A 24,742-nucleotide genomic window follows, 5' to 3' on the forward strand; every position below is an offset into this window, starting at 1 on the left:
TCGATTTAATCGCATTACCAATGGGCCGGAAAGAAAAACTTCCACTACCGAGCCAAAAAGATGCGTACGGCTGAAGCCTCTGTCAGGCGGGCAGCGCCGCGACCGCTTCGATCTCGACCCGGAAACCCGGGTGGACGAGCCCGCTCACCTGGACCAGGGAGCTGGCCGGCGGCCGCTCCGGATCGATGAACTCGTCGCGGGCGGCGCGGAACGCCGACAGGTCGGACATGTTGGTGAGGAACACGGTCAGCTTCACCACGTCGGCCATGGTGGCGCCCGCGTCGGCCAGCACCGCGACGATGTTGCGGAACACCTGCCGGGTCTGCTCCCCGGCGTCGTCCGAACCGACCAGCCGGCCCGAGGCATCCAGCGGCACCTGCCCGGAGACCAGCACCAACGTGCCGGTGACGCTCACCGCGTGGCTGTACCCGTTGGTCGGCGGAGCACCCGCGGGCCGGATGTGGTGCTGCATGCGACGCAGCCTAGCCGCTACCGTCGGGCCATGACCTTGGTCTTCGGCGAGGTGGCATCGATCTACGACGACGTCCGGCCCGGTTATCCGGACGAGGTGCGCCAGGCGATCCTGGACTACGCAGGCGGCCCGCCGCCGAGCGTCGTCGAGCTGGGAGCCGGCACCGGCAAGGGCACCGAGCTGCTGTTACGCCTCGGTGCGCCGCTCACCGCGATCGAGCCCGATCCGCGGATGGCCGCCGTCCTGGCCGCCAACTTCCCGGCCGCCGAGGTGGTGACCAGCACCTTCGAAGCCTGGCAACCCACCGAGAAACCCGGCCTGATCGCCTGCGCGATGGCCTGGCACTGGATGGACCGGGAGACGAGGAACAGCCGGGCGTGGGTTGCGCTGCGCGACGGCGGCACGCTGGCGATCTTCTACCACCGGTACGGGTACGCCGACCCGGCCCAGGAAGCGGCGATCGACGAGCTGCTCAACCGGCTCGATCCGGACGTCGTGGCGCGGGAGGAGCACTGGGTGCTCGATGACGTGACCGCGGCCGGCCTCTGGTCCGACGTCGAGGAGCGGCGCTGGCACCGATATCCGGTTTTCGACCGGGACCGCTATCTGGCCCTGATGCAGACGTTCTCGCCGTTCCGGCGGCACTCGCCGGAGGTTCGGCAACGCGCTCTGCGGGAGCTCGGCGCGCTGCTCGACAGTTTCGGCGGGGAGATCACCCTGGACCTGCGTACCAGCCTGGTCCTGGGTAAAAAGCGATAGGGCCTAGAGCCGGGCCAGTTCCTCGGCGACCATGGTGGCCCGCGCGATCTCGCCGGCCGCGCGGCCGGCCCGGGCCGCCACGGTGCCGTTCGGCGACCAGATCCCGGAGCGACCGGCCGTCTCGGTGTAACCGCCGCCGGTCGGCCCGGCGAAGGACGAGAACGCCACCCACACCGAGTGTTCCGTGGTGGTGCGCCGGGCCCGCTCGGCCGCCACCAGTTCGCCGGCCGGCGAGTCGACCACGCCGGCCACGTACGCGTCGATGCCCAGCGCGGCGGTTTCCGCGACGTGCTCGGGGATGCCGGTGTCCCGGCAGATCCCCAGGCCGAGCCGCCACCCGTCCACCTCGAGCACCTCCGGCCCCGGACCCGGCCGGAAGCGTTCCTCGCTGGAGTGCGTGTACTGCTTGCGGTAGGCCACTCGGGCCCCGTTCCCGTCGACGGCCAGCGTCGCGATGTACGGGCCGTCGATCGGCGCGCCCACCAGGGCGATCGTGTCGGTGGCCGCACACGCCGCGACCAGCGGGGCGAGTCGGGGGTCGTCGGTCGAGACCAGCGGCGCGTCCAGCTCGTAGCCGGTCAGGGACAGCTCGGGAAAGACCACCACCCGGGCCGCGGCCGCGCGGACGGCGGCGGCGTGAATGGTCGCGTTCGTGGCGACGTCGAGGGCTACGACTCGCGGTTGAGCGACGGCGATGATCAGGGAGCGCATGGGCCGATCTTTCTTCCGGGGGGCGGGGGCTAACTGCGGACTGCTTGGACCAGGAAGCGATGGGCGGCGACCGTGAGCTCGCCGTGCAGGCGGATGAAGGTGTCGAGGCGGTCGAGCGCCTCGGCGTACCGCTGGGTGGTGAAGTCCCTGATCTGCCAGGGCAGGTCGCGCAGTTGCCGGACCGCCGCACCGACGTCGCGGAAGGCGACCGTGGGTCGCTCCTCGCGCACGTCGGTGACCTCGAGCCCGGCCGCCTCCAGGGAGGCGACCGCTAGATCGGCATTCCACGGCCGCAGATGAGCGGGTGGTGCGCCGAGCGCGGAGTTGAGCCCGGCCAGGTCGTCGCTGCCGACCTGCTGGCTGAGCAGTCGGCCGCCGGGGCGCAGGAGGCGGAAGATGTCGGCGGCGGGCAGCCGCCCGTGCCGGCTGAGGACGACGTCGAACTCGTCCTCGCCGCCGGGCAGCTCGGTGCGGACGGAGACGCCGAAGGGGGACAGTCGGTCGCGAGCGACCGGGGTGTTGCGGGCCCAGCTCTCCACGGCGACAGTGTGCGCCGGAAGTGGCGCCAACTCGGCCAGCAACTCGCCGCTGCCGGTGTCGAGATCGAGTAATGAGTCGGCGCGACGCAGCAGAGCCCGGGCGAGACCGGGGTATGACCAGGACGGGCCGCCGGCCCGCCCATCCAGCCAGGCAAACTCCCAGCCGGTAGCTCGCTCGCCCAGGGCGGCGGCGGTCAGGGCGGCGGCGGTCATGGTTGAGTCGGCTGGGTCGCCGAACTGCTGCCCGCTGCGCACCAGACGAAGGTAGCCAGCGGACCTGTGCGCCGGACAGTCATGTGACATGACTCAAGCCCGAAACATGGTTACGGTATTGCATCCACGCTGACGCGAGCCCCCAAGAGGAGGCTCGCGTCACGGATCAGTTGCGGACGGGCATCAGAATCGAGAAGCGCGAGTCGTCGCCGGGGACTCGCAGGGCGAGCGGCTTGATCGGGCCGTCGAGGTCCAGCACGAGTTGTCCCGCCCCACCGGCATCGAGCGCCTCCAGCAGAAACTCGCGGTTTACCGCGACGTGCTGCTCGGTGGCCGCCGCCCACTCGCTCTCGGCCGCCAGCCGCACGCTGCCGGCCTGGTCGAGGCCGAGGATGGCGACCTCGTAGGCCGAGCCGTCGTGCTCCCGCTGCACCGGCGGGGCCGCGGCCAGCATCGACCGAAGCTCAGCGGTGTCGACCGTGACCCGGGTGAGCGGCTCGGTCAACTGGGTCAGGCGGCGGTAGTCGGGGAAGTCGACCGGCAGCGGCTTGCCGTCGACGACCCGGCCGCCCACCTCGGCCCGGATCGCATCGGGCGCCAGGTCGAGAACCGCCGGGCCGGTGGCCGGTGACCGCAACTCGTCGACGAAGTCGACCGGCAACGACAGCCTTGCTGGTGGTCCCTCGATATCGGCCGGCACGGTGGCCAGGGCCATCCGGAACCGGTCGGTCGCCACCAGGGTCAACTCGCCGTCGCCGGTCTCGAAGAGCACGCCGGGCAGCAGGCCGGCCGGGTCGGCGGCGGCGAACCGGACGGCGTTCAGACTCGCGGCGAGCGCGGCGGCGGGCAGGGTGATCCGGGTCATCAGTTTTTCCTCCAGGTCGAGCAGGGCATGGACGCGGAGGAGTTCACGCTTGGCATCGGCCAGACCGTCCTCGAGCCGTCGCCGGTGGTGGTCGAGCCGACGCCGCACCGAGTCGGGGTCACCCAGGTCGCGGACCGCTTGCGCGATCTCGGCGACTGGCATGCCCACCCGGCGCAGCCCGGCGATCAGCCGGGCCGCCCGGACCTGATCGTCGGCATACCGGCGGTAGCCGGTCGTCGGATCGACCTCGGCCGGCACCAGCACTCCGGCGCCGTCGTAGAACCGCAGCGCACTCACCGACAGGCCACTGAGCCGGGCCACCTCGCCGATGCCGCGCATGTAAAGAACTCCTCGCACCCCGCCGACTGTGGTGTCTCGACCTGCTAGAGAGTCAAGAGGCTAACCGCCACCCCCAGCATGACCAGCGAGATTATGCCGTCGAGCACCCGCCAGGCGGCCGGCTTGGCGAGCAGCGGGGCTAATCGGTGCGCGCCCGCGCCGAGCGCGGTGAACCACACCAGGCTGGCCGCGGCGGCCCCGATCCCGAAGGTCCAGCGGTGTGGGTGCTGCTGCGCGACCGACCCGAGCAGCAGCACGGTGTCGAGGTAGACGTGCGGGTTGAGGTAGGTGAGGGCCAGACAGGTCAGGACGGTCGCGCCGAGCGTCGCGGGCGCGCGCTCGGTGGGACTGAGCCGGGCGGGGCGCATCGCCCGGCGCGCGGCCAGCACGGCGTACGCCGTCAGGAAGGCGGCGCCGACCCAGCGGATCACCGTGACCGCGTCGGGGCGGGCGGTGACGACCGCGCCCAGCCCGCCGATGCCGGCCAGGATCAGGAACAGGTCGGAGAGCGCGCAGACGGCCACCACCGCGATGACGTGCTCGCGGCGCAGGCCCTGACGCAGGACGAAGGCGTTCTGGGCGCCGATCGCGATGATCAGGACGGCCGAGGCGACGAAGCCGGCGAGCGCGGAGGTGAGCACGGTTCGACGCTAGGCGCTGCTCACGGCGTACTCCAGCTAAAGATTTTGACGTTGGATTAGATTTTCTTACGTGGATCAGATGCAGTTGGCGACTTTCCAGGCCGTGGTCGAGACCGGTAGCTTCGAGGCGGCGGCGCGGCAGTTGCACGTCACTCCCTCGGCCGTGAGTCAGCGGATCAAGGCCCTGGAGAGCGCGGTCGGTCAGGTCCTGGTCCGGCGGGCCAAGCCGTGCGTGGCGACCACCGCGGGGGAGGCGCTGGTCCGCTTCGCCGGGCAGGTGGCGCTGCTCGAGCGGGAGGCCCTCGACCAGGCGCGCGACGGCACCCGGGTGTCGATCGTGGTGAACGCCGACTCGCTGTACCTGTGGTTCCTGCCGGCGCTGGCCGCGGTGACCGGGCCGATGTATGAGCTGCACACCGATGATCAGGATTACACCGCTGACCTGCTGCGATCGGGAACGGCGATGGCCGCGGTGACCGCCGAGCAGGTCCCGGTCCAGGGTTGCCGGATCGAATCCCTGGGTTCGATGCGATACCTCGCGGTCGGCCCGTCCACCGACCTGTCGGCCATGCCGATGATCGTCTACAACCGCAAGGACCGCCTTCAGCATCGCTTCCTGGCCTCGGTGCGGCGCAAGATCGATCCGCCGATCCACTACGTGCCCGCCGCGGCGGCTTTCGTGGATGCGATCAGATTCGGTCTGGGCTGGGGAATGGTGCCGGAGCCGATCGCCCGCAAGGACATCGCACTAGGCCACTACGTCGAGATATTTCCGGGCAAATACCTCGACGTCCCGCTCTACTGGCAGTATTGGAAGATCGACTCGGCGGTGCTCAACGACCTGACCGCGGCGGTCAAGGCGGCCGCCGAAGAGCACCTTAATTAGCGTGCAGCGCGGCGTTCAGCTCGATGCCGGTGCCCGAGCGCGGCCGCACCTCGAACGCCCCGGTCACCGAGTTCTGCCAGAAGAGCAGGTTGTTCTGCCCGGAGAGCTCGCGCGCCTTCACCACCCGGCCGTCCGGCAGGGTGACCTTGGTGCCGGCGGTGATGTAGATGCCGGCCGCCACCACGCAGTCGTCGCCGAGCGAGATGCCGATGCCGGCGTTCGCGCCGATCAGGCTGCGCTCGCCGATGCTGACCCGGTCTTTTCCGCCGCCGGACAGGGTGCCCATGATGGACGAGCCGCCGCCGATGTCGGAGCCGTCGCCGACCACCACGCCCTGCACGATGCGGCCCTCGACCATCGAGGTGCCCAGCGTGCCGGCGTTGAAGTTGACGAAGCCCTCGTGCATGACCGTGGTGCCGGCGGCCAGGTGGGCGCCGAGCCGCACCCGGTCGGCGTCGGCGATCCGCACCCCGGACGGCACGACGTAATCGGTCATCCGCGGGAACTTGTCGACGCCGTAGACGGCCAGGTGCCGACCGGCCGCCCGCTCGATCAGGCGCAGCTCGTCGACCCGGTCGGCCGGGCTCGGGCCGGCCGAGGTCCAGGCGACGTTGGCCAGCGCGCCGAAGATGCCGTCCAGGTTGATCGAGTTGGGCACGACCAGCCGGTTCGACAGCAGGTGGAGGCGCAGGTAGGCATCCGAGGCGTCCTTGATCGGGTCGGCCAGCGAGCCGATCGTGACGCGTACCTCAATGGTGGCCAAGCCCGGCAGCGAGCGCGGGCCGGTCAGCCCGGCCGGCAGGACCGGCAGCTCGGCCGGTTCGGCCCCCAGGCCGAGGAAACCCTCCGGGAACCAGGTGTCGAGCACCTGATTGTCGGCGGTGACGGTGGCGAGGCCGATGCCCCACGCGGGCGAGGTCGAGGTCGCGGTGTCCACGGAGGGAACCCTACTGGTAACTGGTGAAGCCCATTCACCCTGGCCCGGTATGGTGCGCCCTATGGCCAACCCGCTTACCCCGGACGTATTGGTCGACCCAGTGGAGCTCACCCGCGCCCTGGTCGACGTCCAGTCCGTGTCCCGCAACGAGAAGGAACTCGCCGACTACGTCGAAGAGGTTCTCCGGGAAGCCCCGCACCTGAGTGTGGATCGGCTCGGCAACACGGTGATGGCGCGCACTGATCTGGGACGGGAACAGCGGGTGGTGCTGGCCGGCCACCTCGACACGGTGCCGATCAACAACAACTTTCCATCGACTGTAGTCGATGACCTTATCTATGGGTGCGGCACCTCCGACATGAAGTCCGGGGTCGCCCTGGCCCTGCATCTGGCGGCCACGCTGCCCGAGCCGGGCTACGACATCACCTACCTCTTCTACGAGGCCGAGGAGATCGAGTCGAAGTACAACGGGCTCGCGCTGGTCGCGGAGGCCCGTCCGGAGTGGCTGATCGCCGACTTCGCGGTGCTGCTCGAACCGACCTACGGCGTGGTCGAGGCCGGCTGCCAGGGCACGCTGCGGGTGCAGGTGCGCACCGCCGGCCGGCGGGCCCACACGGCCCGCGCCTGGCGCGGGATCAACGCGATCCACGCGGCCGGCGAGGTGCTGCGGCGCCTTTCGGATTACCGTCCCCGCACGGTCACCATCGATGGCTGTACGTATCGGGAAGGCCTGAACGCGGTTCGCATCTCGGGTGGGGTGGCCGGCAATGTCGTGCCGGACGAGTGCGTCGTCGAGGTCAACATGCGATTCGCGCCCGACCGCACCGAGAAGCAGGCCCTCGAGCACGTGCACGAGGTCTTCGAGGGGTTCGATCTGGAGCTGACCGACTCGGCGCCCGGCGCGCTGCCCGGTCTCACCGCGGCGCCGGCCCGGGAGTTCCTGGCCGCGGTCGGTGCCGAGCCGGCGGCCAAGCTGGGCTGGACCGACGTGGCCCGGTTCGCGGCGCTCGGCATCCCCGCGCTCAATTACGGGCCGGGCGATCCGCTGCTGGCGCACGCCCCGGACGAGCACGTCGAGATCGGCAAGATCCGCGACGGGGCCGCGACGCTGCACCGCTGGCTGGCCGCCGCCGATCTGTCCGACTGATCGCTCGTTGGATCAAATGATCGGCGCCGGCACCCGGCCGATGGCCCGCAGTGCCTGCGGCGGGATCTCGATCGTGCGTTCCGGATCGCTGATCTGGGCCGCGCGGGCCATCCTGCGTTCCTCGACCACCAGTTGGATGCGCCGCTGCATACGACGCTGCGCCTTCATTTGTTCGTACCGGTTCGTCACGGTGGCTCCCGTCGCCCCGTCGATTTGGTAACTGTACAGACGCTGCGGAGCTACCGTCCGTTGCTTCAATCTGGCAAAAAGGTTGGACGGTCGCAATCCTCTTACCGAAACCCAACCGGTTATTCACCAGTTACTGACCGTCCGCACTACCTTGGTGGCATGACGGAGAGCACCAACGGGCGACGGCGGACGGGGCCGGAGCGTCATCGCGGAGCGGTCACGCTCCGCCGGGAATCCATCCCGCCGAGCACCGCTGACGAGAAGTTGCTCGATTCCCACCACCGGCGTGAGTGGAAGACCAAGGACGCCTGGCGGGCGCTACGCATCCTGTCCGAGTTCGTCGAGGGCTTCGACACCCTGGCCGACCTGCCGCCGGCGGTAAGCGTCTTCGGGTCGGCCCGCAGCACACCGGACAGCCCCGAGTGCGAGCTGGCCGCCGACCTCGGTGCGGCGCTGGCCGAGGCGGGCTACGCGGTGATCACCGGCGGTGGTCCCGGCGTGATGGAGGCGGCCAACCGCGGCGCGACCGAGGCCGGCGGCATGTCCGTGGGCCTGGGCATCGAGCTGCCGTTCGAGCAGGGCCTCAACGACTGGGTCGACGTCGGCATCGACTTCCGCTACTTCTTCGTCCGCAAGACCATGTTCGTCAAGTACGCGCAGGCGTTCGTGGTGCTGCCCGGCGGGTTCGGCACGCTCGACGAGTTGTTCGAGGCGATCACCCTGGTGCAGACCAAGAAGGTCACCCGCTTCCCGGTGATCCTGATGGGCGTCGACTACTGGGCCGGCCTGCTCGACTGGATCAAGACGACGCTGCTCAAGGACGGCAAGGTCAGCGAGGCCGACCTGGAACTCCTGCAGGTGACCGACGACGTGGACGAGGCGGTTCAGATCATCGTGGACGCCGACGCCGCCCTCGCCGAAGCCGGGAAGCGGTGACGTGGCCGCGATCTGCGTTTTCTGCGCCTCCTCCAGCACCCTCGAACCGAAGTGGCTCGACCTGGCCACCCGTACCGGAAATGAGCTGGCCGCCCGCGGGCACAGCCTGGTCTCCGGCGGTGGCTGCGTCGGCATGATGGGCGCGGTCACCGACGGCGCCCGCGCCGGCGGGGCGCACACCCTCGGGGTCATCCCGCAGTCCCTGGTCGACCTCGAGGTGGCCGACCTGAACTCGGACGAGCTGGTCGTCACGGCCGACATGGGCGTCCGGAAGAACATCATGATCGAGCGCTCGGACGCGTTCATCACGCTGCCCGGCGGCCTCGGCACCCTCGACGAGCTGTTCGAGGTGTGGACCACCGCCACCCTCGACCTGCACGCCAAGCCGATCGTGCTGCTCGACCCGGACGGCTTCTACGACGGCCTGCTGCGCTGGCTCGATCAGCTGGCCGACACCGCGTTCGTGCGGTCGGCCGCGCTCGAGCGGGTGGTGATCGCCAAATCGATCGGGGCGGCTCTCGACGAGATCGAGGAGCGTCTCGGCGGGGCATCGCGGTAGCTCGATCTCCGCTAGGTTACCCATTGCTGAGAGTCGATCAATGATCAACTCTCAGCCACACGGGGGAACTAGCTAGGAGATTGCCGTGGTCACATGGCGTCGACTGCTGGCGTGTGCGCTTGCGTGCGCGCTGGTGGTAACAGGTTTTGACAATCCGGCTTCGGCCGCCGACCCTCGGCCGGCGCGTCCGGCCGGGGCCGCGGACGCCGCGCCACGACAACGAACGGGCGCCGCGCCGAGCGGCAGCCACTACTTACCGGCCGGTTCGAGCGACACGTCGCTCCCGGCCAAGGGCGGCAAGGGCGTACGGCCGGCCGGTGCCGTGCCCGACCGGCTGACCGTCCCCGCCCGCGCGAAGCCGGCCGCGGCCGCGCCGCGGATCAAGCCGGCGGTCACATCCGTCGGTGCCGCCCGCGCCGGCTTCGACGCCCGCACCAGCAAGCTGGTCGCCGAGCCGGACGCGCAGACCGACCTCTACCAGAACGCCGACGGCACGATGACCGCGCTGCTCGCGGCCAGCGCCGGGGCGATCACCACGGACGGCGACACGTTCGTGATGTCCGGCCACGGCGACGAGTCCGCCTCGCCCGACCTGCAGGTCGGCACCGACGACGGCGGCAAGCAGATCGGCCGGGCCTACCTCAAGTTCGGCGACCTCGCGACGACGCTGAAGAACAAGTACGTCAACGGCGCCGCGCTCACCGTCTTCGAGACCTGGGCCGACTCCTGCACGGCCACCCCGGTGACCGTCTTCCAGGTCAGCGAGTCCTGGTCGCCGTCGTCGCTGCGCTGGCCGGGCGCGTCGGTCAACCGGGCCTACGAGACCAGGTCCTTCGCCCACCAGGGCGCCGCCTCCGGCTCCTGCGCGCCGGCCTGGGAGTCGCTGGCGCTGAACGCCGACGACGCCACCGCCTGGACCCACGGCAAGGCCTTCTACGGCCTGAGCCTGCGGGCGCCGAACGAGAAGTCGAGCGCCCAGTTCAAGCGGTTCGCCGCGGCCGAGAGCGCCAACCCGCCCCGGCTGAGCGTCACCTACTCCGCCGAGGGCGCCGCCTACGGCGTCGACTCGGTGCTGCTGCCGACCAACACCACGGCCGGCAACGCCGTCGTCAAGGTCACCAATCAGGGCTCGAGCACCTGGGCCGCGGGCGGCGGCTTCAAGGCCGGCATCGTGGTCAAGAACGGCTCGACCGTCGTCGCCACCGGGGCCAAGGTCGCGCCGTCGGCCGCCGTCGCGCCGCTGGCCACCGGCACGATCACGGTGCCGATCCCGGCCGTGGCGCCCGGCACCTACACGGTCGAGCTGCAGATGTACGACGCGGCCGGCGCCTCCTTCAACAGCGCCTACGGCGTGCCGATCGCCACCTTCCCGATCAAGGTCAACAACGTCCTGCCGGCCGCGAACTTCGAGCAGCCCGGCTCCGGCGCCGAGGTCGAGTCGATCACCCCGACGCTGTACGCCGAGGGCGTCGACCCGGACAATTGGCCGGCCGGCGCCAAGCTCAAGTACGACTTCAAGATCTGCTCGGGCACCCCGGAAGCGCCCACCAACTGCACCAGCTCCGGGTTCACCGGCCACACCTGGACCACCCCGGCCCTGAAGTGGTCGAGCACCTACTACTGGTGGATCCGGGTGCACGACACGATCGGCGCCGGTCCCTACTCCGGCCCGCTCATGCTCACCACCCGGGTGCCGCAACCCGAGATCACCTCGAACCTGGGCGGCTCGCCGGACACCGTGCAGGCGCCCGGCGTCGACCCCGGCGTCGGCAACTACTCAACCGTGGTCACCGACGCCGCGGTCACCACGGTCGGCCCCGACCTGACCATCGCCCGCACCTACAACAGCCTCGACCCGCGCCGCACCAACGCGTTCGGCTCCGGCTGGGCCTCCCGGGTGGACACCGCCCTGGCCGAAGACAAGGTGGCCGGCGCCAGCACCGCGCCGAGCGCCGTGATCACCCTGCCGACCGGCCGCCAGGTGCGCTTCGGTCGGAACCCGGACGGGTCCTACGCGCCGCCCCAGGGTGACGCGATCACCCTGGTCCGCAACGACACCACCGCGACCTGGACGCTGCGCGACGCCTCCGGCAGCCGCTGGGTGTTCGACGCGCTCGGCCGGCTCGTCACGCTGATCGACCCGGACGGGCTCACCGAGACCCTGCGCTACGACACCAGTGACCATGTCGTCGAGATCCTGAACAACGTCAGCAACCGCAAGCTCAGCCTGACCTGGACCGGCGCCCACGTCACCGCGGTGCGCGCGAACGGCGGCCCGGCCTGGACCTACACGTACACCGGAAATCGCCTGACCACGGTGTGTGGTCCCGACCCGGCCCCGAACTGCACCACCTACGAGTACGGCGACACCTCGCACTACCGCAGCGCGGTACTCAACGACGCGCCGCGCGGTTACTGGCGCTTCGGCGAGACCAGCGGCTCGACCGCGGCCAACACCACGGCCCGCTCGCCCGGCGACGACGCCGGCACGTACACCGGGGTGGTCCTGAACGCCGACGGCGCGATCGGCGGCACCGGTGAGCACGCCGCCGTCTTCGACGGGGTGAGCAGCCGGGTCACCCTGCCCTCCAAGGTAACCACGTCGTCCATGTCGGCGGCGGCCGAGCTGTGGTTCAAGACCACCGAGTCCGGCACGCTGCTCAGCTACCAGAACGGCCAGTCCTTCCCGGGCACCGCCACCGCCTGGACCCCGGTCCTCTACGTCGGGGTCGACGGCCTGCTCTACGGCGGCTTCTCGGTGCCCAAACCGGAGGGGCCTCGCCAGGCGGTCAGCGACGCGGTGGTCAACGACGGCAACTGGCACCACGCGGTGCTCTCCGCCGCGATCAACCGCCAGACGCTGTACCTCGACGGTGTCGCCCAGAAGATCGCGGCCGTCGGCCCGGTCGACCACGACGACCAGATCCAGTACACGGTCGGCGCCGGTCAGGGTAAGGACTGGCCGTCCACCAACGGCGCGGGCTTCTACTTCGACGGCGCGATCGACGAGCTGGCGCTCTACACCCAGCCGCTGAGCGCGCTCGCGGTCGCCAACCACTACGCGGCGGCCACCAAGATCGATGTGCTGACCGGGGTGGTGCTGCCGCAGGACGGCCGCCGGTTCGCCACGCTGACCTACGACGACGCGGCCGACCGGGTGCGCACGCTCAAGGACAGCTGGGGCCGCGACTGGAAGCTGGACGCGCCGTTCCGCAACGGCGGCACCGCCACGATCGCGCTGCACGGTCCGTACCCGGACTGGACGTACACGATCGACTACGACCACGGCGCGCGGCTGGTGTCGGTGACCCACAACGGCACCGGGCAGTACTACGAGTACAACGCGGCTGGGTTCGTCGCCAGGATCACCGACCCGAACAACCACTCGGCCATGTTCACCACCGACGATCGCGGCAACGTGCTCTCCGAACAGAGTTGCCGGCAGCCGGGCGCGTGCGACACCAGCTACACGTCGTACTACCTGAACAGCGCCGATCCGCTCGACCCGCGCAACGACAAGGTCACCGCGGAGATGGACGCCCGGTCGAGCGGGCCGACGGATACGACCTACCAGACCACCTACGGCTACGACGCGACCGGGCGGCTGGTCACGGCGAGCTATCCGAAGCCGACCGGGGTCTCCGCCCGGCCGGACGAGAGCTGGGACTACGCCACCGGGTCGGAGGCCGCCGAGGGCGGTGGGACGGTTCCGGCCGGGGTGCTGGTCAAGCACACCGGAGTCCGCGACCAGGTCACCTCGTACACCTACCGAAACACCGGCGACCTGGCGCGGGAGGTCAGCCCGCTCGGCCTCAACACCCTTTACGCGTACGACGAGCAGGGCCGCGTCTCGACCAGGACGACCGGCAACGACGGCGGGGCGACGTTCGGCACCAGCACGTACACGTACACCCCGAGCTCGCTGGTGAAGACCGAGACCGGCCCGGCGGTGAAGAACCCGATCACCGGCGTCACCCACCAGCAGGTCACCACGTACGGCTACGACGGTGACGGCAACACGGTCAGCGTGACCGACGCCGACGCCACCGGCGGCGACCCGGCCCGCACCACGCTGTACGGCTTCGACGCGCACGACCGGCCGGCCTCCACCCGGTTCGCGGACGGCACGTCGAACAGCACGACGTACTCCGCCGACGGCCTGACCGTGACCACCGCCGACGCCGGCGGCATCACCTGGACCAGCGTCTACGACGACCAGCGGCAGCTGCTCACCCGCACCGCCAACGGTCCCGGCGCCGACCCGCAGAACCCCACCGCCAACACCGCGCTGACCCTGGAGTGGCGTGGTTACGACCCCGCCGGCCGGCTGACCAGCTACTCGGACGCGATGGGCCGGATCACCAACTACACCTACTACGACAACGACCTGCTGGCCACGTCGGTCCGGAAGGGCTACCACGCCCCGGACGGCACGGTCCGCGACGTCACCCTCGACAAGCGGACCTACGACGCCGCCGGCAACCTCACCCAGCTGGTCGAGGACGGCCTCACCACGACGAACGCCTACGACCCGGCCGGCGCGGTGAGCCGCACGGTGGTCGACCCGGGCGGTGCCGCCCGGACCACCGACTATCTGTACGACGCCGAGAGCAACGTCGTCCAGGCGACCGCGACCGGGGCGGCCCAGCCCGGTCGCAGCGAGGTCACCGGGTACGGCTACGGCCCGGACAATCAGCTGACCCGCACCGACAAGCAGCCCGCGAGCGGCACGGTGCTGTCCACGGTCACCACCTACGACGAGCGCGGCCTGCCTCGCTCGGTGCGCAATCCGCGCGTGCTGACCAGCGATTACACCTACGACGCGAACGGCCGGCCGAGCACCGGGACGGGCCCGGCCGTGGACACCTGGGTGGCCGGTAAGCAGACCAAGTCGGTCCGGCCGGTCACCACGACCGGCTACAACACGTTCGGCGAGGCGACCGCCCGCAAGGACCCGAACGGCGCGGTCACCTCCACGGCGTACGACCTGATGGGCCGGGCCTCCGGGATCACCCAGCCGACGTACTCGCCGCCCGGCGGCGTCGCGATCACCCCGACCGCGTCGTACGAGTACGACTACCAGGGCAACGTCACGAAGTTCACGGACGGGCTGCAGCGGGTCACCTCGTCCACCTACGACCCGTACGGCAACCAGACCTCGGTCACCCTGCCGCCGGTCGGCACTCTGCCCAGCACCACCACGTACCGCTACGACCGCAACGGCGAGGAGGTCTCGGCCACCACGGCGGGCGGCAGCCAGACCCTGGCCACCTACGACGAGATGGGCAACCCGGTCACCAAGACCCGGGTGGAACGGCAGCCGGCGCCGACCAGCTACCTGATCACCACCACCGAGTACGACGACGCCGGGCATGCCACCAAGGTGACCACCCCGCAGGGGCACGCGACCAAGCTGGCCTACGACACGTCCGGGCTGCTCAGCAAGGTCACCGATCCCACCGGCCGGGAGACCTCCTACGCGTACGACCTGGCCGGTCGGCAGCTGACCAGCACCGACCCGGCCGGCCTCACCACCGCCACGGTCTACGACCTGGCCGGCCGGACGGTCGGCGGCGAGCAGCGGCGGGGCACGACGGTGCTGCGCGGCACCACCGCCGAGCTCGACCCGAACGGCAACACCAGGACCGCGACCACCGGCGCCGGCCGGAAGACGACGTACGACTACGACGCCTTCGACCGCGTCGTCACGCAGACCTCGGCGTCCGAGGCCGGACACGACGTGAAGGTGCAGACCGGCTACGACGCGGCCGGCCACACCACCCGGTACGTCGACGGGAACAGCCACGCCACCGACTACACGTACAACGTCTGGGGCCTGCTCGAGTCGACGATCGAGCCGGCCACCACGGCCGCGCCCGACCCGGCCCAGCGCACCTGGACCTTCGCCTACGACAAGGCCGGGCAGTCGATCACCCAGCGGCTGCCCGGCGGGGTGGTCCGCACCGCGACCTACGACGCGCAGGGGCGGCTCACCGGGGAGTCCGGAACCGGGGCCGAGGTCGGCACCACCGACCGGACGCTCGGCTACGACGCCGACGGGCGGACGGTCAAGGTCAGCGACATCAACTACTCCTATGACGACCGCGGCGACCTGATCGGCAGCTCCGGACCGGCCGGCACCACGTCGCAGAGCTTCTCCGGCGACGGCCATCTGATGACGCGTACGGATGCGGCCGGCGCCGCGTCGTTCACCTACGACGACGCCGGGCGGGCGCTGAGCTTCAGCGACCCGGTCACCGGGCGGACCGTGGACTACGGCTACGACACGGCCGGGCGGCTCGGCTCGGTCATCGACCGGGCGGCCAGCAAGACGGTCAAGCGGGTGCTGACCTACGACGACCTGGACCGGCTCGCCGCCGACCGGGTGGAGCAGACGGTCACCGTCGGGCTGCCGCCGCGGGTGCTGCTCGGTGACGCGTACACCTACGACGGCGACGACAACGTCACCGGCAAGACGCATTACACGGCATCCGGGAGTACGGCCAACGCGTACACGTATGACGGTCTTGGTCGTCTTGCGACGTGGACGTCACCGACCGGAACCGTCGACTACGACTTCGACGACGCCGGGAACCGCACCAAAGCCGGGTCGGTGACCTCGACCTACAACGAACAGAACCAGCTGACCAGCGACGGGACCAATACCTACACCTACTCGTTGCGCGGCACGCTGGACCGGAGCACGAAGGGCGATGTCTCCTACGACGCCTTCGAGCGGCTGATCACCGACGGCTCCACCTCCTACGCGTACGACTCGCTCGACCGGGTCGCCACCCGCAACGGCATCGGCGGGTTCGCCTACGACGGCCTCACCAACGACGTGGTCGCCGACGGCTCCCGGGTGGTCAGCCGGGACACCTGGGGGCAGCCGTTCGCCGACAAGGCGGTCAGCGGCGGCACCGCCCGGATGCTGTACGCCGACGAGCACGGCGACGTGACCGGCCGCTACCTGTCGGCGAGCGCGCCGGACACCCGCAGCTACGACCCGTTCGGCCAGGTCACCGCGTCAGCCGGGGAGACCGCGGCAACCGGTTACCAGGGTTCCTGGACGGACACCGCGACCGGCTCGGTCAACATGGCGTCCCGCTGGTACGACCCGGACACCGGTTCGTTCCAGAGCCGGGACACCTGGGCGGTCGACCCGGAGCCGGCCGGCTCCGGTAACCGGTACGCCTACGGCACCGGGGATCCGGTCGCCAACGCCGACCCGTCCGGCCACTGCCCGATCTGCGCGATCGGCGTGGAGATCGGCGTGGAACTCGTCGTGGAATGGCTGTGGCCGTCCCACGAGGGCTACGAGACCTGCGAGTGGCAGGGCCCGGGGGCCTGTCACAAGAACTCCTGGGCCAACTACCGGGGGCCCAGCGGCATGCGGCCGGACCGCAGCCGCTACAAGCACTACACCGACCCGCACGGCACCAAGGGCGGCGGCCCGACCGGCGGTGACGGTCCGGGTGGCGGTGGTGGTCCCGGCGGTGGTCCCGGCGGTGGCGGCGGTCCCGGTGGCGGCCAGCCGCGGTACACCCCGCCGCCTCCGCCGCCCCCGCCGCCGTGGGAGCCGCCGCTGTTCAAGCCGGTCAAGCCGCCGGCGCCGGGCACGCAGGTCAAGCCGCGGGTGCCGCGGATCAACATCAAGCTGCCCAAGTTCAAGATCATGGACCCCGGTCCGGGCATCACCGCGGGCATCGCGGCCCTGGTCACCACGGCCGTCGGCACAATCGAGGAGACCGGCGCCGGCCTCACCCTGCTGGTCGGCGGCCTGCTCGTCGACTGGCTGAACCAGGTGGGCAAGCGGCCGAAGAACAACCCGCGGCTGCGCACCTGGGAGAGCGACGACGATCCGCTCTCGCAGCAGACCAAGAAGCAGCGGGACGAGTGCTTCGCCGACGGTTCGATCGGCGGCGAGGAGATCCACTACAAGGACGTGGAGCCGAGTTACGACCCGGACGAGCCGCGCGGCCGCGCGACCGGGGCGGAGGCCTGCTACAACCCGCCGGGTCCGAAGTCGGTCGGCACCTCCGCGACCTACACACCGCCGGGCTACCAGTCGACCCCGGGCAACGAGATGGCGCGCGGTCACCTGATCGGGCGCGAGCTGGGCGGCAACGGCCAGATACCGGAGAACATCGTGCCGCTGTGGCAGCGCAAGGTGAACTCCGGTGCCATGTACCACGGTGTCGAGAAGATCGTGAACGAGTGGGCCAAGACGAACCAGGTCTACTACTCCGTGACACCCGTCTACGGCGACCCGAAGAGCGACGTACCCACCTCGATCGAGTTCGTGGTCGCGACGCCGGGTCAGCCCGTGTTCCGAGCGACGATCAGGAATATCAAATGACAACTCCCTCCGCGGCCACCGCCGCCCTGCTCGAACTGATTCGCTGGCCGGTGTCCGCGCCGGCAGCGGTCGACTGGGCGGCCGTGCAGAGCGCCACCGGCGCCCGCTATCCGGCCGAGTTCCGGGAGGTGGCCGAGGCGCTGCCACCCGGTCAGTTCCAGACCTTCCTGTCCCTGCTGCACCCGGCCGGCTTCCCGCCGGACGAGTACGCGGACGAGATCCACGGCTATGCCCAGATGCTGGGTGAGCCGGATCTGGTGCCGTGGGCCGTGGTCGGCATGGACTACGTCATCGCCTGGCGGATCGAGGGCGACGACCCGGACGCGTGGCCGGTCGTGGTCTGCGACAGCCGCGGCCCCGGGCGGGTGGTCCACCGGCTGTCCACGGCCGGTTTCCTCCGGGCCGTGCTGACCGTGCCCACCCCGGTCGAGGAGCTCACCTTCGTCGCCGAGGCGCAGCAGCCGCCGTCCTACGTGGCCAACGACGGCCGCACGTCCGCCCCGGCCGGTCCGGACGAGGAGCACTGGAACCGCGAGGCCGAGGGCCGCGAGCTGCTCGGCCCCGAGGACTGCGTGGACGAACTGCGTGACCTGGTCACCCCGGCCCCGATCACGATCACCGTGCCGCGCTGGTACACGGTCTGGTCGCAGGTGCAGGGCAAGATCGGCTGGCCGCCGCCGCCCGACTACAAGCACCTGATCGAGGAACTCGGCGCGATCAAGGTCGGCCCGGTGACGGTCGCCGCCCCCGGCGGGCCGGTCGACCTGGTCAAGACGTACGACAAGCTGCGCCGGCGGGTGGTCAAGCAGCGCGCCGCCGGCGGCGGTCCGGCCGGGACGGTCTGGCCGGAGCCGCGCGGCGTCATGCGCTGGGGCGATCTTGAGGGCGGCGGCCACGTCTGCTGGCTGACCTACAAGAAGCGGCCCGAGTTCTGGCCGGTCATCGTCTTCGATGCCGAGCTGAGCCGGCACCGGCTGCACATGATGTCCGCTTCCCGCTTCCTGCTCGAAGTCGCAACGAATCCAGAACACCCATGGGGAGGCTGAAACTTTGAGAACAACACGGGGGATAGCAGCGGCGGCACTGGCCGCCGCACTGGCCGTGGTGGGCCTGGCCGGGCCCGCCTCGGCGGATCCAGCAAATCCGGCCGACTCGCCGTCCTATGTCCAGCCCGACGTTCCGCGCACGCTCGATGTCGGGCTGTTGCCGGCCATCGGTGACAAGCGCTTCGCCCGCACCAAGACCCCCGCACGCGACAAGTCCGGCCGTACCTTCGTCTATGTCGAGGGAACGACGGCAGCCGCCGCCGAAGCGGCGGTGAAGAAGGCCGGCGGCAAGGTCCTGCAGACCCGCGGCAAGCGGGTCCGCGCCGCGGTTCCCGGCGGCAAACTGGTCACCCTGGCCAAGCAGTCCGGGGTCGCCGCCGTCCGGCAGCCCGACAAGGCCTTCCCGCTCGCGGTGACCTCCGAGGGTGTCGAGACCTCCGGCGCGGGCGCGTGGATCCGCGGCGGCCAGACCGGCGCCGGCGTCAAGGTCGGCATCGTCGACATCGGCTTCGACGGTCTCTCCGACGCGCAGGACGCGGGTGAGCTCCCGGCCGGCGTCACCCTGCACGGCAACGACTGCCCGGCCGAGAACGGCTCGACCCACGGCACCGCGGTCGCCGAGGTCGTGCACGACATGGCCCCCGGTGCCGAGCTCTACCTGGCCTGCGCCCCCGACTCGATGACGTTCGCCTCCGCCGTGGAGTGGCTGACCAGCCAGCACGTGCAGGTCATCAACGCCGCCATCGGCTTCCCCAACACCGGCCGCGGCGACGGCACCGGCGCGGACGGCTCGCCCGCCGCGGTGGTCAAGCAGGCCCGCCAGGCCGGTGTGCTCTGGGTCGCGGCCGCCGGAAACCAGGCCCAGCTGCACTGGTCCGGGCCGGCCGCGGACGCCAACGCCGACGGGTACGTCGAGGTCAGCGGCACTGCCGAGGGCAACGGCTTCACCGTTCCGCCGGGCGGCACCGCGACCGTGAGCCTGCGCTGGGACGCCTGGCCCACCACCCGGCAGGACCTCGACCTGATGGTGCTGTCGGCCAACCGGGTGCCGACCGGCTCGGGCGACACCGCGATCGTCGGCCAGTCGACCAACCCGCAGTCGACCGCGGCCGCCCCGCTGCCCCCGACCGAGCAGGTCACCATCACCAACACGTCCGGCGGGTCGCAGACCTACTGGATCTACGTCGCCGCCAAGGCGCCGTACGCGTCGACCAAGGCCGACGTGTTCGTGATGGGCGACGCCATCAGCCTGTCCTACCCGATCGCGGCGGGCAGTGTCCTGGAGCCGGCCACCTCGCCGTACGCCCTGGCCGTCGGGGCCAGCGCGATCGGCAGCGGCCGGGTCGACGACTACAGCTCGCAGGGCCCGACCGTGGACGGCCGCACCAAGCCGGACATCACCGGGCAGTCCGGCGTCTCCACCTACACCTACGGGCCGGCTCCCACGATGGCCGGCACCTCCGCCGCGGCCGCGCACGTCACCGGGGCCGCGGCCCTGCTCCTCGGGGCCAACAGCAGCCTCGACCCGAGCCAGGTGCAGGCCATGCTGGAGGCGCGCACCAACCCGTCGAAGTTCGACAACCAGTGGGGGCACGGCCTGGTCGCGCTCGGCTCGGCCGACGACACCCAGCCCGCGGCCGGCAACGGCTTCACCCCGCTCCAGACGCCGTACCGCCTGCTCGGCACCACCTCGGCGGTCGGCAACCACCAGCGGCAGTTCACCGCCGGTGAGGTCTTCACCTTGCCGATCGCCGGCCTGCCCACCGACACCACCGCGGTCGCGATCAACATCTCGGCCCTCTCGGCCAACCGCACCAGCCTCTGGTTCTACCGGGACGTCAACACCATCGGTGACGTGCCCACCCTGGAGCTGAACGCCGACAAGCACTCCATCATGGCGATCGTGCCGCTCTCCGCCGCGCGCACCATCACCATCCGCAACGACACCGGGACGGCCGACGTCTACGTCGACCTGCTCGGCTACTTCAGCCCGACCAGCTCCGGCACGTACTTCCCGAAGGACGCCCCGGTCCGGATCCTGGACACGCACAAGACGCTGGGCGGCCACTACGCGCCGTTCGCCGCGAACGAGACCTTCACCCTGCCGGTCCGCGGCGTGGCCGGGGTGCCGGACAACGCCACCGCGGTCGCGCTCAACCTGCGCGAGACCGACAGCAGCACGCTCGGTTACCTGCAGGTCTTCCCGCAGACGCTGCCGACCAGCACCGGAACCCTCGACACCCCGCCGAACAGCAACCGCAGCAACGTGGTGCTGACCGGCATCGGTGACGACGGCGCCATCCGCATCCGCAACTCGGCCGGCACCGTCGCGGCCACCGTCGACGTGCTCGGCTGGTTCGCCCCGGGCAGCGGCGCGAAGTTCGTGCCACTGCCGCGCGCCACCAAGGTTCTCGACACCCGCACCGGCACCGGCACGGCCGTCGGCAAGGTCGGGCAGAACGGCGTCGTGCCGCTCTCGGTCGGCGACGTCGCCGGGGTTCCGCGCAACGTGGCGGCGCCGGTGCTGACCCTGACCGGGCTGGCCGACGGGGTCGGCGCGTTGTCGCTGAAGCCGGCCGAGCGTGGCTCCTCCGGCCTGACCGACGTGGACGGTCTGGAGGCGGCCAAGGCGGTCGAGGGTCTGGTGATCCCCCGGACCGGTGGCAGCGGCACGCTGAAGATCCGGGCCGAGGAAGCGTCCACCCATCTGGTCGGTGCGGTCACCGGCTACTTCACCGGCGGCGCGGCCCTGGCCGAGCAGACCGGGTCGTGCGCGATCGACGCCGAGCCGGGCTTCGTCCCGCTGTTCGACGGCCGCTCGCCGCAGAGCTCGTCGTGGCGGCAGGCCGGCACCGCCGGCACCATCACCAGCACCAACTGCGAGCTCAGCTCCAGCCCGAACGACGCCTTCCTGTGGTACCCGATCGAGCACCTGGCGTCGGAGTACACACTTCGACTGGACTACAAGACCACCTCCGACTCGTCCGACTCGGGCATCATGCTGGGCTTCGGCGCTCCGCCCAGCGGCACGCTCTCCGCTGCCGGCGGATACGAGGTGCAGATCCGGCCGGACGGTGCGGCCACCCTGGCCACCGGCGCGGTCGCGTCCAACCGGGCGCCGATCCAGTCGGCCCAGAAGCCGGCCGGTCAGTGGAACTCCTACGAGATCGGGGTCAGCGGGAAGCGGATCACGGTCACCCTCAACGAGGTCGTGGTCAACGACTTCCTGGCCACCGCGGCCGGCAAGATGCTCGACCCGGCGTACATCGGGCTGCAGGGCAGTGCCGTCGGCAACGTGGTGACCTTCCGCGACGTGCGGGTGCGGGCCGACAAGCCGGTCGCGCGTTTCGGCACGATCACCGGCAACGGTGGCCAGTGCATCGACGTGGTCAACGCCGCCCGGGCCCGGACCGCCCCGCTGCAGTCGATCGCGTGCAAGGGCAATGACGCCCAGCTGTTCACCGTGCCCGGGGACGGCACCATCCGGATCTTCGGGCTCTGCCTGGACGCCAACGGCCCGGTGCGCAGCGGCACGCTGCGGTTCATCTACACCTACACCTGTAACGGCACCAACCAGCAGCAGTGGGTGCCCCGGCCGGACGGCACGCTCTTCAGTCCCGCGCAGAACGGCTGCCTGGACATGCCGCTGACCGGCACGCCGCTGCAGCTGTACACCGGGGGCTGCCACGGCCTCACCAACCAGCAGTGGCAACTGCCCACCAAGCAGGCCCGGACCGGTCCGATGCTGCTGACCGGTTACCCCGGCCTGTGCGTCGACGTGACCAACCAGAACGCCGCCGTCGCGGCGCAGATCCAGGCGGCAGCCTGCGTCGCCGACATCGGCAGCCAGCAGTGGACCTTCCCGGGCGACGGCACGGCCCGGGCGTACGGCTACTGCCTGGACACGGCCGGCCCGGTCCGCACCGGTACGTACAAGTACGCGCAGCTGTCCGCGTGCAGCGGGGCCGCGTCTCAACAGTGGACGCTCCGGCGCGGTGACGCCCTCTACAACCCGGCCCTGAACTGGTGCCTGGACGGCTATGCATTGGCCGCGGCCGGCGGCCGGATCGAGACGTATCCCTGCAACGGCGGAATCAACCAGCGGTTCTCCATTCCGGCGCTCGGTCAGGGCGACGGCACGAACCGGTCGACCGCCGCCAAACTGGTCGCGTCGTGGTCGATGAACGAGAACAACGGCACGACCACGGCCGACGACTCCGCCTACGCCCGGCCGGCCACCCTGAGCGGGGCGACCTGGACGACCGGGCACACCGGCTCCGGGCTCAACTTCAACGGCACCACGGCGTACGCGTCGGCCACCTCGACCGCCCTGCAGACCGACCGGTCGTTCACGGTCGCCGGCTGGGCCAAACTGAGCGATGCGAGCACGACCCGCACGGTCGTCGCCCAGGACGGCACCGACCGTACCCCGTTCGCGCTGCTCTACTACCCGACCAGCGACGAGTGGGAATTCGGGGTGACCAACCTGTCGACCTCGGGTTCCTACGTCCGGGTCGGCGCCGGCGCCGGCAGCATGACGCTGAACCGCTGGACCCATCTGGTCGGCGTCTACGACCACGAGGCCGGGACCGCCACGCTGTACGTGGACGGCGTCAAGAAGAGCTCGGTGCTGGTCGGCAACCTGTGGCTGGCGCCCGGCGCCACCGCGATCGGCCGCACCTGGTGGAACGCCGCCCAGGCCAACTTCTGGGCCGGTGGCATCGACGATGTCCGGCTCTACCAGGGAATCCTCACCCAGGATCAGATCACGGCACTGAGCCGCAGCTGACGTCCTGACGGTCACGCCGGGTGGGTGTCACCACACCCACCCGGCGTGACCAGGGCCCCGACGAGCCCGCCGGAACATCCCGGGGGCGCACTCGGACACGCTCTCACCGGACGCGCACGGTGCAGCTCGCGCCGGGTCAACCCGACGGGGTCGCAACTCGCCGGGGCGCGGTACGGCCCCTGCCGAACCGGTGCGATGCGGCGCGGCCGGCCCGGCAGGGGGCTTTGCGCCGACGTTGCTCTTTGCACCCGTACGCGTCAAGCCATGTCGATCAGTCACCACCTGCGGCGTTTCGCGCCCTCTGCACGGACGTGGAACACTGCCAGCATGCCGCCCCCACGGCCGACCCTGATGCAGGTCGCGCAGCGGGCCGGGGTGTCCCGCAGCACGGCTTCCTTCGTTCTGTCCGGTCGTCACAAGGACATGCGGATCTCCGAGGACGCCCGGCAGCGTGTCCTCCGGGCCGCCCAGGAGCTGGACTACCGGCCCAACCTCATGGCGCGCAGCCTGCGGACCAAGGTGACCAAGACGGTTGCGCTGGTCTCCGACACCATCGCTTCCGAGGCGTACGCCGGACGCGTCATCCAGGGCAGCCTGGCCGCCGCCGTGGCACACGGGCATCTGCTGTTCATCGGTGAGACCGAGGGTGACCCGGTTGTCGAGGGGAGGCTGATCGCCGACTTCGTCGACCGGCAGGTGGACGGATTCCTCTACGCCAGCATGTTCACCCGCCACGTCCAGCTGCCCAAACTGCTGCGCGGCCACCGGGTGGTGCTGCTCAACTGCCTCACCCGGACGACAAATCCGGCGGTCATCCCGGACGAGCTCACCGCCGGGCTGGACGCCGCCCGCACCCTCCTCGAGGCCGGCCACCACAGCGGGATCTACCTGGTCGGACACGTCCGGGAGGAGGTCTTCGCCGGCCGCGAGCGGCTGGCCGGCATCAAGGACGGGCTCGGTGACGCCGGAGCCCGCCTGGCCGGCACCATCGACTGCAACTGGTGGCCCGACTCGGCGTACGACGCGGTCCACCGGGCCCTCACCGACGGCCTGGCCCCGCGGGCACTGATCTGCCTCAACGACCGGGTGGCGCTCGGCGCCTATCAGGCACTGCGCGAGGCCGGTCTGCGCATCCCCGGCGACGTCTCGGTGATCTCCTTCGACGATTCCGAGCTGGCCGCGTGGCTGCGACCGCAGCTCACCAGCATCGCGCTGCCGCACTACCAGCTCGGCTGGCAGGCGGTCGAGACCCTGCTCGGCGAGCCGGGTTACCCCGAGGTGCAGCGCCTGCCCATGCCGGTGCGACGCCGCGCCTCGATCGGACGACCGCCCGCCGATTAACGTCGTACCCCCGT

At 70.8% G+C, this 24,742-nt stretch carries 16 protein-coding genes; 9 read left to right on the forward strand and 7 right to left on the reverse strand.

All coding sequences use genetic code 11. From position 1 onward, the window contains the following. Positions 1–82 precede the first annotated feature (82 nt). Positions 83–472: a RidA family protein gene (locus Ate02nite_RS36300; protein ID WP_203812431.1), complete on the reverse strand. Its 390-nt coding sequence runs from the start codon at positions 470–472 to the stop codon at positions 83–85. A 30-nt stretch (positions 473–502) separates the two neighbouring features. Between Ate02nite_RS36300 and Ate02nite_RS36305 the strand changes: the two genes are divergently transcribed. Beyond that, the gene (locus Ate02nite_RS36305) at positions 503–1,231 is read left to right on the forward strand and encodes a class I SAM-dependent methyltransferase (RefSeq protein ID WP_203812432.1); all 729 of its coding nucleotides are present in this window, start codon (positions 503–505) and stop codon (positions 1,229–1,231) included. Positions 1,232–1,234: 3 nt separating this feature from the next. Here the strand turns inward: Ate02nite_RS36305 and Ate02nite_RS36310 are convergent, their stop codons facing one another. The 4 genes from Ate02nite_RS36310 to Ate02nite_RS36325 form a co-directional block, all read right to left on the reverse strand. After that, entirely contained in the window at positions 1,235–1,942 is a 708-nt protein-coding gene (locus tag Ate02nite_RS36310) for a carbon-nitrogen hydrolase family protein (RefSeq protein WP_203812433.1), read from the reverse strand. A gap of 29 nt (positions 1,943–1,971) precedes the next feature. Then, positions 1,972–2,736, reverse strand: a complete 765-nt coding sequence (locus Ate02nite_RS36315) for a class I SAM-dependent methyltransferase (protein WP_239147964.1) — start codon at positions 2,734–2,736, stop codon at positions 1,972–1,974. Between the two features lie 124 nt (positions 2,737–2,860). Next, entirely contained in the window at positions 2,861–3,898 is a 1,038-nt protein-coding gene (locus Ate02nite_RS36320; RefSeq protein ID WP_203812507.1) for a DNA polymerase III subunit beta family protein, read from the reverse strand. A 44-nt stretch (positions 3,899–3,942) separates the two neighbouring features. Continuing rightward, positions 3,943–4,539, reverse strand: a complete 597-nt coding sequence (locus Ate02nite_RS36325) for a LysE/ArgO family amino acid transporter (protein WP_203812434.1) — start codon at positions 4,537–4,539, stop codon at positions 3,943–3,945. A gap of 79 nt (positions 4,540–4,618) precedes the next feature. Here Ate02nite_RS36325 and Ate02nite_RS36330 point away from each other — a divergent pair, with 79 nt between their 5' ends. Then, positions 4,619–5,425, forward strand: a complete 807-nt coding sequence (locus Ate02nite_RS36330) for a LysR family transcriptional regulator ArgP (protein WP_203812508.1) — start codon at positions 4,619–4,621, stop codon at positions 5,423–5,425. Here the strand turns inward: Ate02nite_RS36330 and dapD are convergent. After that, positions 5,418–6,362, reverse strand: coding sequence for a 2,3,4,5-tetrahydropyridine-2,6-dicarboxylate N-succinyltransferase (dapD, locus tag Ate02nite_RS36335; protein ID WP_203812435.1), 945 nt, complete (start codon positions 6,360–6,362; stop codon positions 5,418–5,420). The genes Ate02nite_RS36330 and dapD overlap by 8 nt on opposite strands. Positions 6,363–6,423: 61 nt before the next feature. On the opposite strand from dapD, the gene dapE reads away from it, so the two are divergent. Beyond that, the gene (dapE, locus tag Ate02nite_RS36340; protein WP_203812436.1) at positions 6,424–7,509 is read left to right on the forward strand and encodes a succinyl-diaminopimelate desuccinylase; all 1,086 of its coding nucleotides are present in this window, start codon (positions 6,424–6,426) and stop codon (positions 7,507–7,509) included. 12 nt (positions 7,510–7,521) lie between these two features. Here the strand turns inward: dapE and Ate02nite_RS36345 are convergent, their stop codons facing one another. Continuing rightward, positions 7,522–7,698, reverse strand: coding sequence for a hypothetical protein (locus tag Ate02nite_RS36345; RefSeq protein WP_203812437.1), 177 nt, complete (start codon positions 7,696–7,698; stop codon positions 7,522–7,524). Positions 7,699–7,857: 159 nt separating this feature from the next. Here Ate02nite_RS36345 and Ate02nite_RS36350 point away from each other — a divergent pair, with 159 nt between their 5' ends. The 6 genes from Ate02nite_RS36350 to Ate02nite_RS36375 all read left to right on the forward strand — a co-directional run bounded on the left by Ate02nite_RS36350 (position 7,858) and on the right by Ate02nite_RS36375 (position 24,728). Next, positions 7,858–8,634 (forward strand): LOG family protein, encoded by a 777-nt coding sequence (locus Ate02nite_RS36350; protein ID WP_203812438.1) that lies wholly within the window; start codon positions 7,858–7,860, stop codon positions 8,632–8,634. 1 nt (position 8,635) lies between these two features. Next, the gene (locus tag Ate02nite_RS36355; protein WP_203812439.1) at positions 8,636–9,193 is read left to right on the forward strand and encodes an LOG family protein; all 558 of its coding nucleotides are present in this window, start codon (positions 8,636–8,638) and stop codon (positions 9,191–9,193) included. 85 nt (positions 9,194–9,278) lie between these two features. Next, positions 9,279–17,552 carry an RHS repeat-associated core domain-containing protein gene (locus Ate02nite_RS36360; protein ID WP_203812440.1) on the forward strand — a complete coding sequence of 2,758 codons (8,274 nt, stop codon included), beginning with the start codon at positions 9,279–9,281 and terminating at the stop codon, positions 17,550–17,552. Beyond that, a complete protein-coding gene (locus Ate02nite_RS36365) occupies positions 17,549–18,598 on the forward strand; it encodes a hypothetical protein (RefSeq protein WP_203812441.1) in 1,050 nt (349 codons plus the stop codon). The genes Ate02nite_RS36360 and Ate02nite_RS36365 overlap by 4 nt, the downstream gene beginning before the upstream one ends. A 4-nt stretch (positions 18,599–18,602) precedes the next feature. Further along, on the forward strand, positions 18,603–23,387 hold the full coding sequence (locus Ate02nite_RS36370; protein WP_203812442.1) for a ricin-type beta-trefoil lectin domain protein: 4,785 nt from the start codon (positions 18,603–18,605) through the stop codon (positions 23,385–23,387). Positions 23,388–23,714: 327 nt separating this feature from the next. After that, entirely contained in the window at positions 23,715–24,728 is a 1,014-nt protein-coding gene (locus Ate02nite_RS36375) for a LacI family DNA-binding transcriptional regulator (RefSeq protein ID WP_203812443.1), read from the forward strand. Positions 24,729–24,742: the final 14 nt, after the last annotated feature.

The sequence above is a fragment of the Paractinoplanes tereljensis genome, assembly GCF_016862435.1.
GTDB lineage: Bacteria > Actinomycetota > Actinomycetes > Mycobacteriales > Micromonosporaceae > Actinoplanes > Actinoplanes tereljensis.

Excerpts from the sequence above, each read along its gene's own strand:
- Ate02nite_RS36300 (WP_203812431.1), bottom strand. The coding sequence starts at position 472 with ATGCAGCACCACATCCGGCCCGCGGGTGCTCCGCCGACCAACGGGTAC.
- Ate02nite_RS36305 (WP_203812432.1), top strand. The coding sequence starts at position 503 with ATGACCTTGGTCTTCGGCGAGGTGGCATCGATCTACGACGACGTCCGG.
- Ate02nite_RS36310 (WP_203812433.1), bottom strand. The coding sequence starts at position 1,942 with ATGCGCTCCCTGATCATCGCCGTCGCTCAACCGCGAGTCGTAGCCCTC.
- Ate02nite_RS36320 (WP_203812507.1), bottom strand. The coding sequence starts at position 3,898 with ATGCGCGGCATCGGCGAGGTGGCCCGGCTCAGTGGCCTGTCGGTGAGT.
- Ate02nite_RS36330 (WP_203812508.1), top strand. The coding sequence starts at position 4,619 with ATGCAGTTGGCGACTTTCCAGGCCGTGGTCGAGACCGGTAGCTTCGAG.
- dapE (WP_203812436.1), top strand. The coding sequence starts at position 6,424 with ATGGCCAACCCGCTTACCCCGGACGTATTGGTCGACCCAGTGGAGCTC.
- Ate02nite_RS36350 (WP_203812438.1), top strand. The coding sequence starts at position 7,858 with ATGACGGAGAGCACCAACGGGCGACGGCGGACGGGGCCGGAGCGTCAT.
- Ate02nite_RS36365 (WP_203812441.1), top strand. The coding sequence starts at position 17,549 with ATGACAACTCCCTCCGCGGCCACCGCCGCCCTGCTCGAACTGATTCGC.
- Ate02nite_RS36375 (WP_203812443.1), top strand. The coding sequence starts at position 23,715 with ATGCCGCCCCCACGGCCGACCCTGATGCAGGTCGCGCAGCGGGCCGGG.